We start from the raw sequence: 16032 nt of genomic DNA, 5'->3' as shown, positions 1-16032 counted from the left end.
GGCCCGGGGCGCTACTAGCTCTTGGCGGCCGTCGCCTTCTTGCTCGGCGTGGCGGACGGCGTCTTCGTCGGCTTCGAGGACCCGGAGTCCGCGTCGGAGTCGGAGGTGCCGCCGGCGTTCGGGGAGGCGGAGGTCTTCGGCGGGACCGAGGCCGTGGGCTTCTGGCAGCCGGGCTGCTTGGCCATCGCCTGGCCCAGCTCGCCGTCCTCCAGCTTGGACAGGGCGTTCTGGTCCATCTTCTCGATCTTGGTCAGGCCGTCGGCGACGCCCTGGAGGCCGTCCGCGAACTTCTGCTGGTTCGTCGCGTCCAGCGCGTCGACCTGCTTCTTGAGCCCCTCGTAGGCCAGCGCGGTGGCGTTGAGCTCCTTGATCGCGTCCTGCTTGACCGTCTCGCCGTTCGCGACGGGCGGGGCCCCGGCGGCCTCGACGGCCTTGGCGAGGGCGCGGTCGGCGTTCGCGATGTCCTGGAACGCCTGCGAGTCGGCGGCCTTGATCTCGGCCGGCTTGCTGTCGGCAGCGGTCGAGATGATGATCTGGTGGGCGTCGGCCCGCTTCTGGATCTGGGGCTTGGCCTGGTCGCAGAAGGTCTTCGCCCAGTCACCCACCTTGTCGCCCTCGTCACTGCTGCAACCGGACAGCGCGAGCACCAGTACCGCGCCGCCGGACAGTGCGGCCGCAAGCTTCTTGTTCAACGGATCGGTCCCTTCCAAGGCTCTCGGCCCCGGAACATACACGCCGAACGGTCTCCTTCCACCTTCCGGGCGACGGATTCATCCCCTATTGAAGCCTTTTGAACCAAGGGATGAACCTCACGACCACCTCGTAAACATCCGGAATTGAGACGGACGCCACGTCAGGACACCTCCACGGACCGCCTCTTGGAGGCCCGGACCGCGCCGACCACGACGAGGAGCGCGACCCCGGCGACCGCCGCCCGCAGCCCGGGGCTCGCGTCGCCGCCGTAGCTGAACCGCACGACCGCCGGGGCGATGAGGAGCGCGACCAGGTTCATCACCTTCAGGAGGGGGTTGATCGCCGGACCCGCCGTGTCCTTGAACGGGTCGCCGACGGTGTCCCCGATCACGGTCGCCTCGTGCGCCTCGCTGCCCTTGCCGCCGTGGTTCCCGTCCTCGACCAGCTTCTTCGCGTTGTCCCAGGCGCCACCGGAGTTGGCGAGGAAGACCGCCATCAGCGCACCCGTACCGATCGCCCCGGCGAGGTACGCGCCGAGCGCGCCGACGCCGAGCGAGAAGCCGACGGCGATCGGGGCCATCACCGCGAGCAGCCCGGGCGTGGTGAGTTCGCGCAGCGCGTCCTTGGTGCAGATGTCGACGACCCGCCCGTACTCCGGCTTCTCGGTGAAGTCCATGATCCCGGGGTGTTCGCGGAACTGCCGCCGCACCTCGTAGACGACCGATCCGGCCGACCGGGACACGGCGTTGATCGCGAGTCCCGAGAAGAGGAAGACGACGGCCGCGCCGAGGATCAGTCCGAAGAGGTTGTTGGGCTGCGAGATGTCCATCGAGAGCGTCACCTCGCTCAGCCTCACCCCGAACTCCCCGACGTCGGCGACCGAGGTCGCGATGGCGTCGCGGTACGAGCCGAACAGCGCCGAGGCCGCCAGGACGGCCGTGGCGATGGCGATGCCCTTGGTGATGGCCTTCGTGGTGTTGCCGACGGCGTCCAGGTCGGTGAGAACCTGCGCGCCCGCCCCCGTGACGTCCCCGGACATCTCCGCGATGCCCTGGGCGTTGTCGGCGACCGGGCCGAAGGTGTCCATGGCGACGATCACCCCGACGGTGGTGAGCAGTCCGGTCCCGGCGAGGGCCACCGCGAACAGCGCCAGCATGATCGAGGCGCCGCCGAGCAGGAACGCCCCGTAGACGGTGAGCCCGATCAGCAGGGCCGTGTAGACGGCGGACTCCATGCCGAGCGCCACGCCCGCGAGGACGACGGTCGCGGGGCCGGTGAGCGAGGACCTGCCGATGTCCCGGACCGGCCGCCGGCTCGTCTCGGTGAAGTAGCCGGTGAGCTGCTGGATGAGCGCGGCGAGGACGATGCCGAGGGCCACCGCGACCAGGGCGAGCACCCGCGGGTCGCCGGCGTGGCGGTGGATGCCCGGTTCGGTGACGCCTTCGAGCTCGGCGTACGAGGACGGCAGGTACACGAAGGCGGCGACGGCGACGAGCGCCAGCGAGATGACCGCCGAGACCAGGAATCCGCGGTTGATCGCGCTCATCCCGCCGCGGTCGGCGCGCCGCGGGGCGACCGTGAGGATGCCGATCACCGCGGTGACCACGCCGATCGCGGGCACCATCAGGGGGAACGCGAGGCCGTGGTCGCCGAAGGCCGCCTTGCCCAGGATCAGCGCGGCGACCAGGGTCACGGCGTACGACTCGAAGAGGTCGGCGGCCATGCCGGCGCAGTCGCCGACGTTGTCGCCCACGTTGTCGGCGATGGTGGCGGCGTTGCGCGGGTCGTCCTCGGGGATGCCTTTCTCGACCTTGCCGACGAGGTCGGCGCCGACGTCGGCGGCCTTGGTGAAGATGCCGCCGCCCACTCGCATGAACATGGCGATGAGCGCGGCGCCGAGCCCGAATCCCTCCAGGACCTTGGGCGCGTCGGCGGCGTAGACGAGGACGACGCAGGCGGCCCCGAGCAGTCCGAGGCCGACCGTGCACATGCCGACGACCCCGCCCGTACGGAACGCGATCCGCATCGCCCGGTGCGCGACCTCGTTCAGGTCCCTCTCGGGTTCGCCCGGCGCGGGCGTGGCCTCCCTGGCCGCGGCGGCGACCCGTACGTTGGCCCGTACGGCGAGCCGCATGCCGAGGTAGCCGGTGAGCGCCGAGAACAACGCCCCGACCAGGAAGAACAGGGAACGTCCGGCACGCTGCGACCAGTTGTCGGCGGGCAGCAGCATCAGCAGGAAGAACACGGCGGCCGCGAAGACGGCGAGGGTCCGCAGCTGCCGCGCGAGGTAGGCATTGGCGCCCTCCTGCACGGCGGCCGCGATCGCCCGCATCCTCTCGGTGCCCTCACCGGCCGCGAGCACCTGGCGTACGAGGAGCCGCGCGACGATCAGCGCGGCAAGGGCGACGGCCGCGACGACGATCACGATCGTCCGGTTCCCGCTCGTGAGCACCGCGGCGGCGAGCGTTGTGAGGTACATGGGGACGGATCATAGGGAGACGAAACGACACATACGGGGATGCGCCCCTTCGTGGGCGAGGACACCGGAAAAAGGAAAGAGGCCCTGCACGATGCAGGGCCTCTTTCCTTCGTACGTGTACGTGTACGGGCACGGGCACGGGTCAGGACGGAACGTCCGCCGTGTGCCCGTACGGGTCAGGAGGACGTCCGTCGTATACCTGTACGGATCAGGGCAGGACGTCCGCCGTGGGCCCGTACGGGGTCAGGACAGGACGTCCGCCATGTGCCCGTACGGGTCAGGACAGGACGTCCGCCGAGCTCACCGGCCACGTCATCCGGATGGTGCCGCCGTCCTCGCCGGCGCTCACCTCGACGTCGTCGACCAGCCCGCGGATCACCGCGAGCCCCATCTCGTCCTCGCCGTCGGCGTCGTCGAAGTCCTCGGCCGGGGCCGCGGCCCGCGCGCCGGGGACACCGGCGGCATCGGCCGCCGCCACCCCCGCACCCGGCACCTCGTCGCCCACCTCGATGGAGAACGTCTTCTCCTCCTCGGTCAGGACGACCCGGATGGGGGTCATGACGTCGTTGCTGCGATGCAGCCCGACCGCACGGGAACACGCCTCACCCACAGCGAGACGCACCTCGTCGAGGACCGCCTCGTCCACGCCCGCCCGGCGCGCGACCGCAGCCGCCACCAGACGGGCCGTGCGGACGTGCTCCGGCTGAGCGCTGAAGCGGAGTTCAACGGTGGCCATGCGAACCCCCTGGGCTCAGTCGACGGCGTTGACGGCCTCGTCGACCGAAGTGTGGATCGGGAACACCTTGGTGAGACCCGTGATCCGGAAAATCTTGAGAATGCGCTCCTGGTTGCAGACCAGACGCAGCGAGCCCTCGTGCGCGCGAACGCGCTTCAGGCCGCCGACAAGCACACCGAGGCCGGTGGAGTCGAGGAAGTCCACGCCCTCCATGTCGACGACCAGGTGGTAGCTGCCGTCGTTCACCAACTCGACCAACTGCTCGCGCAGCTTGGGCGCGGTATACACATCAATCTCGCCACCGACCTCGACGACCGTACGGTCACCACCAGCGCCGGTCACATTGCGAGTCGACAGGGACAGGTCCACGGATCCTCCAGCACCTTGCTATCGGGCGATCGTCCCCTCGGGTCTCCGGGGCGGAGCCGAGGAACGGAACGCCAGCCGCAATGGCATTCAATCACTTACCAGCAGCCATGCACGACGCCTTGGAAGCATTGTCCGTCATGGCAGTGACACACTCGGTGCCGATGGCCAAGAATCACCGCCCCCGTCGTCCGGCCGGGGAAACGGGCAGCCGCCCCTCTCCCGGCACGATCCTCGACCGGCTCTCCTCGGGCGAGAGCCGGGCCGCGCGCATCACTCATACGGAGCACATGCCCGCCCGGGAGGGCCGCCATGCCGTCTGGCCGCACCGCATCCGTCCGGAGGTGATCGCGGCGATCGAGGCGGCCGGGATCGAGCACCCCTGGGCGCACCAGGCGGAGGCCGCCGAGCACGCCCTGGACGGCGAATCCGTGGTGATCGCCACGGGGACCGCCTCGGGCAAGTCGCTCGCCTACCTCGCCCCGGTCCTCAGCACCCTCCTGGACGGCTCGGAGGCCCCGAACGGCCGCGGCACCACCGCCCTCTACCTGGCGCCCACCAAGGCCCTCGCAGCCGACCAGCGGCGCGCCGTGCGGGAACTGGCCGCCCCGCTCGGCAACCGGATCCGCCCCGCCGTCTACGACGGCGACACGCCGGTCGAGGAACGCGAGTGGGTCCGCCAGTACGCGAACTACGTACTGACCAACCCCGACATGCTCCATATGGGCATACTCCCCTCCCACCCCAGGTGGTCCTCCTTCCTGCGCTCCCTGCGCTACGTCGTGATCGACGAGTGCCACACCTACCGGGGCGTCTTCGGCTCCCACGTCGCCCAGGTGCTGCGCCGTCTGCGCCGCGTCTGCGCCCGGTACGGCTCCGAACCCGTCTTCCTCCTCGCCTCGGCCACCTCCGCCGAACCGGCCCTGGCCGCCGGCCGCCTCACCGGCCTGCCGGTCACCGAGGTCTCCGACGACGCCTCCCCGCGCGGCGAGCTTGTCTTCGCCCTCTGGGAGCCGCCGCTGACCGAGCTGCACGGCGAGCGCGGCGCGCCCGTGCGCCGCACCGCGACCGCCGAGACCGCGGACCTGCTGACCGACCTGACCCGGCAGGGCGTCCGCTCGGTCGCCTTCGTCCGCTCCCGGCGCGGCGCAGAGCTGATCTCGGTGATCGCCCAGGAACGGCTGGCCGAGACCGACCGGGCACTCGCCCGCCGCGTCGCCGCCTACCGGGGCGGCTACCTGCCCGAGGAGCGCCGCGCCCTGGAGCGGGCCCTGCACTCCGGCGAGCTCCTCGGCCTGGCCGCCACGACCGCCCTGGAGCTGGGCGTGGACGTCTCCGGCCTGGACGCCGTCCTGATCGCCGGCTACCCGGGCACCCGGGCCTCGCTGTGGCAGCAGGCGGGCCGCGCCGGCCGCTCGGGCGAGGGCGCCCTCGCGATCCTGGTCGCCCGCGACGACCCGCTGGACACCTTCCTCGTCCACCACCCGGAGGCGATCTTCGAGCAGCCGGTCGAGACGACCGTCCTGGACCCCGACAACCCCTACGTCCTCGCCCCCCATCTGTGCGCCGCCGCGGCGGAGCTCCCACTGACCGAGCCGGACCTGGCCCTCTTCGGCCCGGCCGCCCCCGGCCTGCTGCCCCAGCTGGAGGGTGCCGGTCTGCTGCGCCGCCGCTCCACCGGCTGGTACTGGACCCGCCGCGAGCGGGCCGCCGACCTCACCGACATCCGGGGCGGCGGCGGCAGCCCCGTCCGGATCGTCGAGGCCGGCACCGGCCGCCTCCTCGGCACGGTCGACGAGGCCGCCTCCCACACCGCCGTCCACGAAGGCGCCGTCCACCTCCACCAGGGCCGCACCTATCTGGTGCGGGAGCTCGACCTCAAGGACTCCGTCGCCCTCGTCGAGGAGGCCGTCCCGCCGTACTCCACCACCGCCCGCGACACCACCTCCATCGCCGTCCTCGAAACCGACACCGAGATCCCCTGGGGAGCCGGCCGCCTCTGCTACGGCTCCGTCGAGGTCACCAACCAGGTCGTCTCCTTCCTCCGCCGCCGCCTGATCACCGGCGAGGTGCTCGGCGAGACCAAGCTCGACCTGCCGCCCCGCACCCTGCGCACCCGCGCGGTGTGGTGGACGGTCACCGAGGACCAGCTCGACGCCGCCCGGATCAACCCGGAGATCCTCGGCGGCGCCCTGCACGCCGCCGAGCACGCCTCCATCGGGATGCTGCCGCTCTTCGCCACCTGCGACCGCTGGGACATCGGCGGCGTCTCCGTACCGCTCCATCCCGACACCCTGCTGCCCACCGTCTTCGTGTACGACGGGCACCCGGGCGGCGCGGGATTCGCCGAGCGCGCCTTCCACACCGCCCGCGCCTGGCTGACGGCCACCCGGGAGGCCATCGCCTCCTGCGAGTGCGAGGCGGGCTGCCCCTCCTGCATCCAGTCCCCCAAGTGCGGCAACGGCAACGATCCGCTCCACAAACGCGGCGCGGTCCGCCTCCTCACGGAACTCCTGAAGCAGTCCCCGCAAACCCCTCCGGACCTGGAACCGAGTCCGACCATGGAGCCCCGCCCGGAGCCGACACCCCGCCCGGCGACGGAAACCCCTCCTGCCCCGGAACCCCGCCCGACAACGGAGCCCACTCCCGAGTAAGGGCCCCCTCCAGTGCAAGGGATCCCTCCGGAGCAAGGGATCCCTCCGGTGCCGGAGGCCGCCCCGGAGGACCCGCCCGCGACCTGACCTCCGGCCGGTACGGGCCGCGCACGACCCGCGCGGTCACTTCGGCGACCCCGCCCCGCACGGCACAACCCGCCAGCTCCGCTCCCTGCGCGACGGCCACCCGCGAGGCGGCGGCGCACGCCTCGGCCTCGCCCCACAGGGCCCGGTCCGCGGCGGCAAGGGCGGCGAGGTCGGCTGCCCCGCCGGCCCGGTGCCGGGCGGCCACCGCCTGCCCAAGCGCAAGCACCGCCCCGAACACCACACACACCACACACGCCGCGATCGCCCCCCACACCGTCGCGAACCCCCGATCCCCACCCGCGCCCCGCCCGGGGACGCCACGCCGGTCGTCACCGGGGCCGCGGGGCCGCCGGCGCCCGACACCCGCACCCCGGGCGGGGACCACCCCGCGCTCGCCGCCCGTCATGGCGTGCTCCCGCCCAGCGTGTCCTCCGCGAGGGCCGATGCGTCGGCTCTCAGGGTGACTCCCATGCCCCGGGGGCCCGGGGCCGACGCCTCCACCGTCACGCGCCACAGCTCGCCCTCCCTCGCCACCGACACCCAGGCCCCCTCGGGCGCGGCGGCCCGGGCGGCCGCCTCGGCGGAGGCCACCGGCTCCGAACGGGCCGCCGCCCTGGCCCCCGCCCGTGCCGCGTCCACGCACCGGATCTGCGCCGCGGCCGCGGCCAGCGCCCAGAGCAGCGTCACCGTGAACAGCGCGAGGACGGGCAGGACCATCGCCGCCTCCACCGTCACGAATCCCCGGTCAGAACGGCGCATCGAGTGCCTTCCCGATCACCGACTCCAGCGCCCCCGAGACCGCCCCGCTGGTCACGATCTTGTAGAGCACCGCGGCGAACGCCGCCGCGGCGATCGTCCCCACCGCGTACTCGGACGTGGTCATCCCCGCGTCCCGGCGCGCCGCCACCCGCCGCGCTCGCCACCAAGCGGCCGCCCTCACGCGGGCAGCCCCATCGCCCACCACATCCCTTCCCACCTCGTCCCGAGGTACCTCGCCGTGCTCCGCCATCTCCCCGTGCTCTGCCATCTCGCCGTGCTCCGTCATGTCGCCGTGCTCCGTCATGTCGCCGTGCCTCGTCATTTCTCGTCGCCTCTCGTCGTCTCGTGCCCTGCCGGGCCCTGTCGTCGCGTTCGTCCGTCTCATCCGTCCAGCAGCCCCGCCGCGAGGCCGATCACCACCGGGGCCACGCCCACCGCCAGGAAGGCGGGCAGGAAGCAGAGCCCCACCGGTGCGCTGATCAGGACTTGTGCCCGGCGCGCCCCGGCCGCCGCCGCTCGGGCGCGGGCCGCGCGCAGGGCGGTCGCGTGCCGGGCGACGGCCTCCGCCGCCGGCGCTCCCGAGGAACCGGCCCGCTCCATGCAGCGGGCCAGCCCTTCGGCGCCCGGTATCGCGCCGAACCTCCCCCACACCTCGGCCGGTTCGCCGCCCAGCCGCAGCTCGGCGGCCGTACGGGTCAGGCGTTCGCCGAGCGGGCCGCCCAGAGACCGGCCCACCGCCTCCGCCGCCTCACCAGGCCCGGCTCCGGAGGCGGCGCAGGCCGCCAACAGATCTGCCGCGAGCGGAAGATGACGCACCGCCTCCTTCTCGTCGCCGGTCGGCTCCGAGACCCGCCGTGCCGCCCGCCGTCTCATTCCGGCGGCGACCAGGGCCCCGACGCACAGCCCGCCCAGGCCGCCGAACAGCACCCAGCCGACGCCGACGCCCACCAGGGGCGGCAACCAGCGCCCCATCCACGGCGGCACCCCTCCACGGTCCTTCCGAGGGCGCGGTTCCGCGCCCGCGAGGAGGGAACCCGCCCGCCGCCGCATCCGACGCGCCCACAGACCGCGCAGCACCTCCAGGACGGTCTGCGCGCAGAGGACCGCGGCCAGGAGCGGGAGGCCCGTCTCTCGAACGCCGGCCGGCACATGGTGCATCACGCCCGCTCCCCTCCCCGTACGATCCGCGCGGCCCACCACAGCCCGGCCGCCTCCAGTGCCCCGCCCACGGCCAGACAGCCCAGGCCGGCCGGTGTGTGCAGCAGCACCCTCAGCGGGTGTGCGCCCAGGGCGGCACCGAGGGCGAGTCCGGCCGCCGGGAGCAGCGCGAGGACCGTCACCGTGGCCCAGGCGCCGGCCAGTTCGGCCCGCAGGCGCTCGCGCTGATCGCGGTGGTCCCGGAGGGCGGCCTCCAGCCGGTCGAGCCCGTCGGCCAGACCCGCGCCGCCGTCCACGGCCACCTGCCAACAGGCCGCCATGCCCGCGAGCCCGTCGGCGCCGTCCTGCCGGGCCGCCCGCCGCAGCGCCTCCGGCACGTCGCCGCCGAACCGGGCCGCCGCGAGGACCGGCGCCTCGGCGGCACCGAGCGCGCCCGTCTCCCGGGCCGCGAAGGACAGCGCCTGCGCGGGCTGCCATCCGGCCCTCAACTCGCCGACGACCGCCCCGCACAGGGCCACCACCCGCTCGGCCCGCGCCTCCTGTTCCTTCCTCCGCCCGGAGGCACGCAGCCGCCGTCCCACGAGGGGCACCGCGAGTGCCCCCGCCACCAGCGGCAGCGGTGACTCGCCGAGCAGGGCGAGAACTCCCGCCGCCGGCAGGCACAGCCACGCACGCCGCCCCCGCAACACGGCCCACCACCGCGCGGCGACCGCCGACCACTCCCGGCCGCCCAGCCCGCCGGAAACGCCGCCCGCGAGCAGGGCCCGCGCCCGGCCCGCACCGCGCCGCCGCTCGGCCGTCCACCACAGGGCGAGCACCGCGCAGAGCGCCGCCGCCCCGTGTGCCGCGCTTCGTACCGGCACCAGTTCCCCCGTCACCGCGTTCCTCCTCCGATCAGCGACCTCAGCCGCTCCCAGCCCCGCTCCCTCTCGAACCCGGCCGGGCCCCACCGCAGCGCCGGAACCGTCCGGACCAGACCGTCCCTTTCCCGCTCCAGGACGTGCGCCTCGGCGATCCGCCGACGCCCGTCCCGGTCCCGTACGACGTGCAGTACGACGGACAGGCCCGCGCCCAGCTGGCTGTGCAGGGCGGCCCGGTCCAGCCCGGCCGCCGTGCCCAGGGCTTCGAGGCGCGCCGGGACGTCCGCCGCCGTATTGGCGTGGACCGTTCCGGAGCCGCCGTCATGGCCGGTGTTCAGGGCGGCCAGCAGGTCCACCGCCTCGGCACCCCTGACCTCGCCGACCACCAGCCGGTCGGGGCGCATCCGCAGCGCCTGGCGGACCAGGTCCCGCAGGGTCACGAGCCCGGCCCCCTCCTGGTTCGCGGGCCGGGCCTCCAGGCGCACGACGTGCGGGTGGTCCGGCCTCAGCTCCGCCGAGTCCTCGGCGAGCACGATCCGCTCCCGCTCCCCCACGAGCCCCAGGAGCGAGGCGAGGAGCGTGGTCTTGCCCGTCCCGGTGCCGCCGCTGACGAGGTACGACACGCGGGCGTCGATCAGGGCCCGAAGGATCGGGGCGCCGCCCGGCGGCACGGTGCCGGCCGCGACCAGCTCCTCCAGGGAGAAGGCGCGCGGGCGGACCACGCGCAACGACAGGCAGGTCGAGCCGACGGCGACCGGCGGCAGCACCGCGTGCATCCGGGTGCCGTCGGGGAGCCGGGCGTCGACCCAGGGCCGGGCGTCGTCGAGCCTGCGCCCGGCCACCGCCGCGAGCCGTTGCGCGAGGCGGCGGACGGCTGCCGCGTCGGGGAAGGACACCGGGGCCCGTTCGAGACCGGTGCCCCGGTCCACCCACACCTCGTCGGGCGCGGAGACCAGGACGTCGGTGACCGCCGGATCGGCGAGCAACGGCTCCAGCGGACCGGTGCCGATCAACTCGCACCTCAACGCCTCGGCCGCGCCGAGCACTTCCGCGTCGCCGAGCAGCCGCCCCTGGGCCCGCAGCGCCGCCGCCACGCGCGCCGGGGTGGGCTCGGCCCCGCTCGCCGCGAGCCGCTGCCGCACGGCGTCGAGCAGCCCCGCACCCTCCGCTCCGGCGACCGCGCCCCAGGCGGCAACCCCCGCCCCGGTCATGCCTCACCCCCGGCGTGCTGCCAGAAGGCGGTGCAGAACCGGCCGAGGGGGCCCCGGGGCTCGGCGCCCGGCGGTACTCCCGCGTCCTGGTCGGCCACGATCCCCGGGTCGTAGGGGAGTTCACCGGCGAGCGGCAGCCGCAGCGCGTCGGCGACCCACCGCTCGTCGAGCCCCGCCGCGTACGGACCACGGACCACGGCGCGCAGGTCGCGGACGACCGGGCCGATCGCCGAGACCACCCGGTGGGCGGCCGCGACGGCCCTCAACTCCCCTGGGACGACGAGCAGTCCGAGGTCGAGCTGGGCCAGGGCCTCGGTGACCGACGGGTCGGTCCCGCGCGGCAGGTCGACCACGACGGCCCCGCCCCGGCGCCGCGCGGCGGCGAGCACGGACCGCACGGCCTCGGGCGGCACCGGCGCCGCCGCGTCCCGGCCCCAGCTGAGCAGCCGGACCCCGCGCACCGACGGCAGGGACTCCTCCAGCGCGCCGCCGGCCAGGCGGCCCTTCGAAGCGGCGAAGTCGGGCCAGCGCCTGCCCTCCTCGCGCTCGCCGCCGAGCAACACGTCGAGCCCTCCGCCCAGCGGGTCGCCGTCCACCAGCAGCGTGCGGTGACCGGCCCGCGCGGCGGCCAGCGCGAGACCGCAGGCGAGTGTGGAGGCCCCCGCACCGCCCCTGCCGCCGACGACGCCGACGGTCAGCGCCGCCCTGCCCACCCCCTCGGCCGCGTCGGCGAGGCGGTCGACGAGGAGGCTCTCGGCGCCCGGGAGGCTCAGCACGCTCTCCGCGCCGATCTCGACGGCCAGCCGCCACAGCCCCGGATCGTCCCGGTCACGCCCGACGAGGAGGGTCCCGGGCCTGCGGACCGCTCCCCGGCAGCGGGCCGCGACGTCGTCACCGACCAGGACGAGGGGCGGATCGGTCCAGTTCGCCCGCCGCTCCGGCACCCGGTGGTGCACCTCGGGCTCGACACCGGCGGCCGCGCACAGCCGCAGGAGGTCGTCGAGCAACCCGAGGTCCTCGGTCACGATCAGCGGCCCGGCCCGCCGCGGCCCGCCCGTCCGCGCTCCCTCCGCCCCCGTCTCGTCCGCCCCCGGCCCGTCCGCCCCCGGCCCGTCCGCGCTCGGTCCGGCCACGCCCAGCCCGTCCGCCCGCGGCGCGCCGACCGCCCGTGGCCCGGTCCTCCGCGCCCCTCCCCTCCATGGCTCCGGCCCCCACGGCGCCGAGCCTCGTGTCGTACCCCTGGTCCCGGAAGTGCTGGATGTCTCCACGACGCACACCCCTCTCGTGATTCCTCGTGTCCGCGAACTTCGCGACAGGAATCACCGTGGGGCCGTCCCGGAAATCGTGCCGATCTCACCGAAAAACTGTGGATAAGCGGGGGGCTGTGAATAACTTCGCCACTCCCATGGGGACTGTCCGGAACGCAGTCTGCCGATTACTGTGAGTGATGGATCGAGAGCCGGGCGGGGCTACGGTCCACTCATGACCGATGAACGGAAGGAAGGGAGCAAGCGATGGCACACAGGGCCGAAATGGCTCCGGACATGCGACGACCCCCGCCGGGGGGGAGAGCGGGGGTCGTCTCTCCGGCCGACTCGGGGGGGGAGGAGCCGGACCGGGTTAGCACGGTCGCGAACGATCCGTGACTTCCATGGTGTACCCGAGAGCCTTCTCAGGCAAACCCACGCGCCCCAGCGTACGCCGAATGGCGGGCACCTATGCTCGGGCTTGTGGAAAACCACTCCTTGCCGCGCACAGCCGCCTTCTTTGACCTGGACAAGACGGTCATTGCGAAGTCATCGACGCTGACCTTCAGCAAGTCCTTCTACCGGGGCGGACTGATCAGCCGCCGCGCCGCCCTGCGGACGGCCTACATCCAGTTCGTCTTCCTGGCGGGCGGAGCCGATCACGACCAGATGGAGCGGATGCGTGAATATCTTTCCGCGCTCTGCAAAGGCTGGAACGTCGCCCAGGTGAAGGAGCTCGTCGCCGAGACTCTTCACGATCTGATCGACCCGATCATCTACGACGAGGCCGCCTCCCTCATCGAGGAACACCACGCCGCCGGCCGCGACGTCGTGATCGTCTCCACCTCCGGTGCCGAGGTGGTCGAGCCGATCGGGGAGATGCTCGGTGCCGACCGGGTCGTCGCCACCCGGATGGTGGTCGGCGAGGACGGGTGCTTCACCGGAGAGGTGGAGTACTACGCCTACGGGCCGACGAAGGCGGAGGCGGTCCGGGAGCTCGCGGAGTCGGAGGGCTACGACCTCTCGCGGTGCTACGCGTACAGCGACTCGGCGACCGACATCCCCATGCTGGACGCCGTCGGTCACCCGTACGCGGTCAACCCCGACCGGACGCTGCGCCGTGAGGCCGTGGCACGGGAGTGGCCGGTTCTCGCCTTCGACAAGCCGGTGCGCCTCAAGCAGCGGCTGCCCGAATTCCGGATGCCGCCCCGCCCCACGCTCCTCGCCGCGGCGGCGGTGGGAGCGGCAGCCGTCGGGGCCGGACTCGTCTGGTACGCGAGCCGGCGCCGGCAGGCCGCCCGCACCCAGCGGCTCGCCGGCGACTTTGCCCGGATTTGAGCAATCGACGGAGAAGCGGATCCACCACTTTCGCTTCCACCCGGACAGGAGTAGAAAGGAATCAGGCCCGCGAGACCGAGGACATCCGAGAGGATCACCTGTTGAGCATGAAGGCCCCACGGACCTAGCACCGAAACCGGGCACCCACGCGACGTCGACCCGTCGATTACGGGCCAGCCGCACCAGGCCATGGGCAAAGAACCCGGCCTGATGGGCACATATCGAGGACGCTTGGTAACTGGGTGGACGTGCCAGCGGCGGTACCAGGACTGGTGCCGCCGCAACCCATTTCCGGCCCCGGCCACGCCGTATTCGCCCCGGCCCCGCCGCATTTCCGGACCGGACCCGCCTTGCCCCAGGACCGCACCCCGACCGCGAGGCCACACCCCGACGCGTGAGGCCACGCCCCGGCATGTGCGGCTGCGTCCCGGCATGTGGGGCTGCGCCCCGGCGCGTGAAGTCCCGCCTCACGTGCCGCCGGCGAATCGTCGGAGCCTCAGGCGGCGCCGCGCTGGAGGGCCTCGCAGACGGCCGTCGACTCGCGGACGCCCAGTGCGACCGAGCGGCCGCAGTGGGCGATCCAGCCGCCCACGCCCTCCGGGGTGCCCGACAGGTACCCCTCGAAGGCGGCCAGGTAGGCGGCCTGCCCCTGTTCCGCGTGGCCGACCTCGGCCGAACAGATGGCCTTCGGGTCGAGTCCGCTGCCGACCAGCGCGATCCGCTCCGCCGCCCGCGCGACCAGGCCGTTGTACGAGGTGAAGGGGCGCAGCGCGAGCAGCTCGCCGTGCACCACGGAGGCGGTCACGAGCGCCGGGGCCTCGCTGCCCGCGACGATCAGCTCGGCGAGGCCGTCGAGCCGGCCCGCGACCTCGGCGGGCGTCGGCAGCGGGGCTTCGATCAGGGGTTCGTCGACCGTCTCGCCGTCCAGGCGGGGACGGCCCACGGAGTCGGCCACACCGGTGCCGGCCGGGGCGCCGATGTCGCCGGCGGCGACCAGGTGCAGCCGGGCGAGCACGCGCAGCGGCGACTGGCGCCAGATGGAGAGCAGCTGCCCGGCCTCGGCGCCGAGGCGCAGGGCGGCACCGACGGTGCGGGCCTCGGCATCGGCGCTGAAGTCGGTGCGCCGGCGGACCTCTTCCAGGGCCCAGTCGGCCCCGGACAGGGCGGCCGAGCCGCGCGCGCCGCGCAGGGCCGCCTCGGAGGAGATCTCGTTGCTGCGGCGGCGCATCACGCGGTGGCCGTAGACCCGGTCGACGGCCTTGCGTACGGAGTCCACCGCTTCGGCGACGCCCGGCAGGGAGCCGAGGGCGGCCAAGGGGTCAGAGGCGTGCGTACTCATAAGTAGGGAGGCTACGCGCCCCGGGGGCCCGCCCCACGTTGGAGTGGTCTTCTTCACGCAGCTTGACCACGGGCCGCGATCGTGCCGCTACCCTAGGTGAACATGAAGATCGCTTTCGTGGGGAAGGGCGGCAGCGGCAAGACCACGCTGTCCTCGCTCTTCATCCGCCACCTCGCCGCCAACGAAGCGCCGGTCGTCGCCGTCGACGCCGACATCAACCAGCACCTGGGCGCCGCGCTCGGCCTGCCCGAGGCGGAGGCCGCCGCGCTGCCCGCGATGGGCGCGCATCTGCCGCTCATCAAGAAGTACCTGCGGGGCAGCAATCCACGGATCGCCTCCGCCGACACGATGATCAAGACGACGCCGCCCGGGGAGGGTTCGCGGCTGCTGCGGGTGCGCGAGGACAACCCGGTGTACGAGGCGTGCGCGCGTCCGGTCCCGCTCGACGACGGCGAGATCCGGCTGATGGCGACCGGGCCCTTCACCGAGTCGGACCTCGGGGTCTCCTGCTACCACTCCAAGGTCGGCGCGGTGGAGCTCTGCCTCAACCACCTGGTCGACGGGGCCGACGAGTACGTGGTCGTCGACATGACGGCGGGTTCGGACTCCTTCGCGTCCGGTCTCTTCACCCGCTTCGACATGACCTTCCTGGTCGCCGAGCCGACCCGCAAGGGCGTCTCGGTCTACCGCCAGTACAAGGAGTACGCGCGGGACTTCGGCGTGGCGCTCAAGGTCGTCGGCAACAAGGTGCAGGGTCAGGACGACCTGGACTTCCTGCGCGAGGAGGTCGGGGAGGACCTGCTCGTGACGGTGGGCCACTCGGACTGGGTCCGCGCGATGGAGAAGGGCCGCCCGCCCCGCTTCGAGCTCCTGGAGGCGGAGAACCGCATGTCGCTCCAGGCCCTCCAGGACGCGGCGGACGACTCGTACGCCCACCGCGACTGGGAGCGCTACACGCGCCAGATGGTCCACTTCCACCTGCGCAACGCGGAGAGCTGGGGCAACGCCAAGACCGGGGCCGACCTGGCGGCACAGGTCGACCCCGATTTCGTACTGACCGAAGGGCTCAGCGCCGTTCAGCCCGCCTGACACGCCCTGGCTCGAA

The 16032-nt window shown here is 73.5% G+C and carries 14 protein-coding genes and 1 pseudogene; 3 read left to right on the top strand and 12 right to left on the bottom strand.

What is annotated here, in order from left to right; genetic code table 11:
- Positions 1–14 precede the first annotated feature (14 nt).
- From ACZ7HT_RS09560 to ACZ7HT_RS09545, 4 genes are all read right to left on the bottom strand, one after another.
- Positions 15–692: a small secreted protein gene (locus ACZ7HT_RS09560; protein ID WP_471162102.1), complete on the bottom strand. Its 678-nt coding sequence runs from the start codon at positions 690–692 to the stop codon at positions 15–17.
- Between the two features lie 161 nt (positions 693–853).
- Entirely contained in the window at positions 854–3172 is a 2319-nt protein-coding gene (locus ACZ7HT_RS09555; RefSeq protein WP_471162100.1) for a sodium-translocating pyrophosphatase, read from the bottom strand.
- Between the two features lie 277 nt (positions 3173–3449).
- Positions 3450–3908 carry an ATP-binding protein gene (locus ACZ7HT_RS09550; RefSeq protein WP_471162097.1) on the bottom strand — a complete coding sequence of 153 codons (459 nt, stop codon included), beginning with the start codon at positions 3906–3908 and terminating at the stop codon, positions 3450–3452.
- 15 nt (positions 3909–3923) lie between these two features.
- Positions 3924–4277, bottom strand: a complete 354-nt coding sequence (locus ACZ7HT_RS09545) for an STAS domain-containing protein (RefSeq protein WP_056569340.1) — start codon at positions 4275–4277, stop codon at positions 3924–3926.
- 80 nt (positions 4278–4357) lie between these two features.
- Here ACZ7HT_RS09545 and ACZ7HT_RS09540 point away from each other — a divergent pair, with 80 nt between their 5' ends.
- Positions 4358–6928: a DEAD/DEAH box helicase gene (locus tag ACZ7HT_RS09540; protein ID WP_471162095.1), complete on the top strand. Its 2571-nt coding sequence runs from the start codon at positions 4358–4360 to the stop codon at positions 6926–6928.
- Between the two features lie 79 nt (positions 6929–7007).
- Here the strand turns inward: ACZ7HT_RS09540 and ACZ7HT_RS09535 are convergent.
- The 7 genes and pseudogenes from ACZ7HT_RS09535 to ssd all read right to left on the bottom strand — a co-directional run.
- A pseudogene (locus ACZ7HT_RS09535) lies at positions 7008–7421 on the bottom strand (Rv3654c family TadE-like protein); the annotation flags it as partial.
- Positions 7418–7774 carry a TadE family type IV pilus minor pilin gene (locus ACZ7HT_RS09530; protein WP_471162093.1) on the bottom strand — a complete coding sequence of 119 codons (357 nt, stop codon included), beginning with the start codon at positions 7772–7774 and terminating at the stop codon, positions 7418–7420. The pseudogene ACZ7HT_RS09535 and the gene ACZ7HT_RS09530, both read right to left, overlap by 4 nt.
- Positions 7761–8078, bottom strand: a complete 318-nt coding sequence (locus ACZ7HT_RS09525; protein WP_471162090.1) for a DUF4244 domain-containing protein — start codon at positions 8076–8078, stop codon at positions 7761–7763. Before ACZ7HT_RS09525 ends, ACZ7HT_RS09530 begins: the two co-directional genes overlap by 14 nt.
- Before the next feature lie 77 nt (positions 8079–8155).
- Positions 8156–8932, bottom strand: coding sequence for a type II secretion system F family protein (locus ACZ7HT_RS09520; RefSeq protein ID WP_471162087.1), 777 nt, complete (start codon positions 8930–8932; stop codon positions 8156–8158).
- Positions 8932–9810 (bottom strand): type II secretion system F family protein, encoded by an 879-nt coding sequence (locus ACZ7HT_RS09515; RefSeq protein ID WP_471162084.1) that lies wholly within the window; start codon positions 9808–9810, stop codon positions 8932–8934. The genes ACZ7HT_RS09520 and ACZ7HT_RS09515 overlap by 1 nt, the downstream gene beginning before the upstream one ends.
- Positions 9807–11003, bottom strand: coding sequence for a TadA family conjugal transfer-associated ATPase (locus ACZ7HT_RS09510; RefSeq protein ID WP_471162081.1), 1197 nt, complete (start codon positions 11001–11003; stop codon positions 9807–9809). Before ACZ7HT_RS09510 ends, ACZ7HT_RS09515 begins: the two co-directional genes overlap by 4 nt.
- Positions 11000–12028 carry a septum site-determining protein Ssd gene (gene ssd, locus ACZ7HT_RS09505; protein WP_471162200.1) on the bottom strand — a complete coding sequence of 343 codons (1029 nt, stop codon included), beginning with the start codon at positions 12026–12028 and terminating at the stop codon, positions 11000–11002. The genes ACZ7HT_RS09510 and ssd overlap by 4 nt, the downstream gene beginning before the upstream one ends.
- A gap of 693 nt (positions 12029–12721) precedes the next feature.
- Here ssd and ACZ7HT_RS09500 point away from each other — a divergent pair.
- Entirely contained in the window at positions 12722–13588 is an 867-nt protein-coding gene (locus ACZ7HT_RS09500) for an HAD family hydrolase (protein ID WP_471162078.1), read from the top strand.
- A 496-nt stretch (positions 13589–14084) separates the two neighbouring features.
- Here the strand turns inward: ACZ7HT_RS09500 and ACZ7HT_RS09495 are convergent, their stop codons facing one another.
- Positions 14085–14927 (bottom strand): Fic family protein, encoded by an 843-nt coding sequence (locus ACZ7HT_RS09495; protein ID WP_471162076.1) that lies wholly within the window; start codon positions 14925–14927, stop codon positions 14085–14087.
- 102 nt (positions 14928–15029) lie between these two features.
- On the opposite strand from ACZ7HT_RS09495, the gene ACZ7HT_RS09490 reads away from it, so the two are divergent.
- Positions 15030–16016 (top strand): ATP-binding protein, encoded by a 987-nt coding sequence (locus tag ACZ7HT_RS09490; protein ID WP_471162073.1) that lies wholly within the window; start codon positions 15030–15032, stop codon positions 16014–16016.
- Positions 16017–16032 lie beyond the last annotated feature (16 nt).

This window comes from Streptomyces sp. NPDC037410 (genome assembly GCF_055602235.1).
The sequence above is the reverse complement of the archived record's forward strand: the minus strand, read 5'-3'. Positions and strand labels throughout refer to the sequence as shown.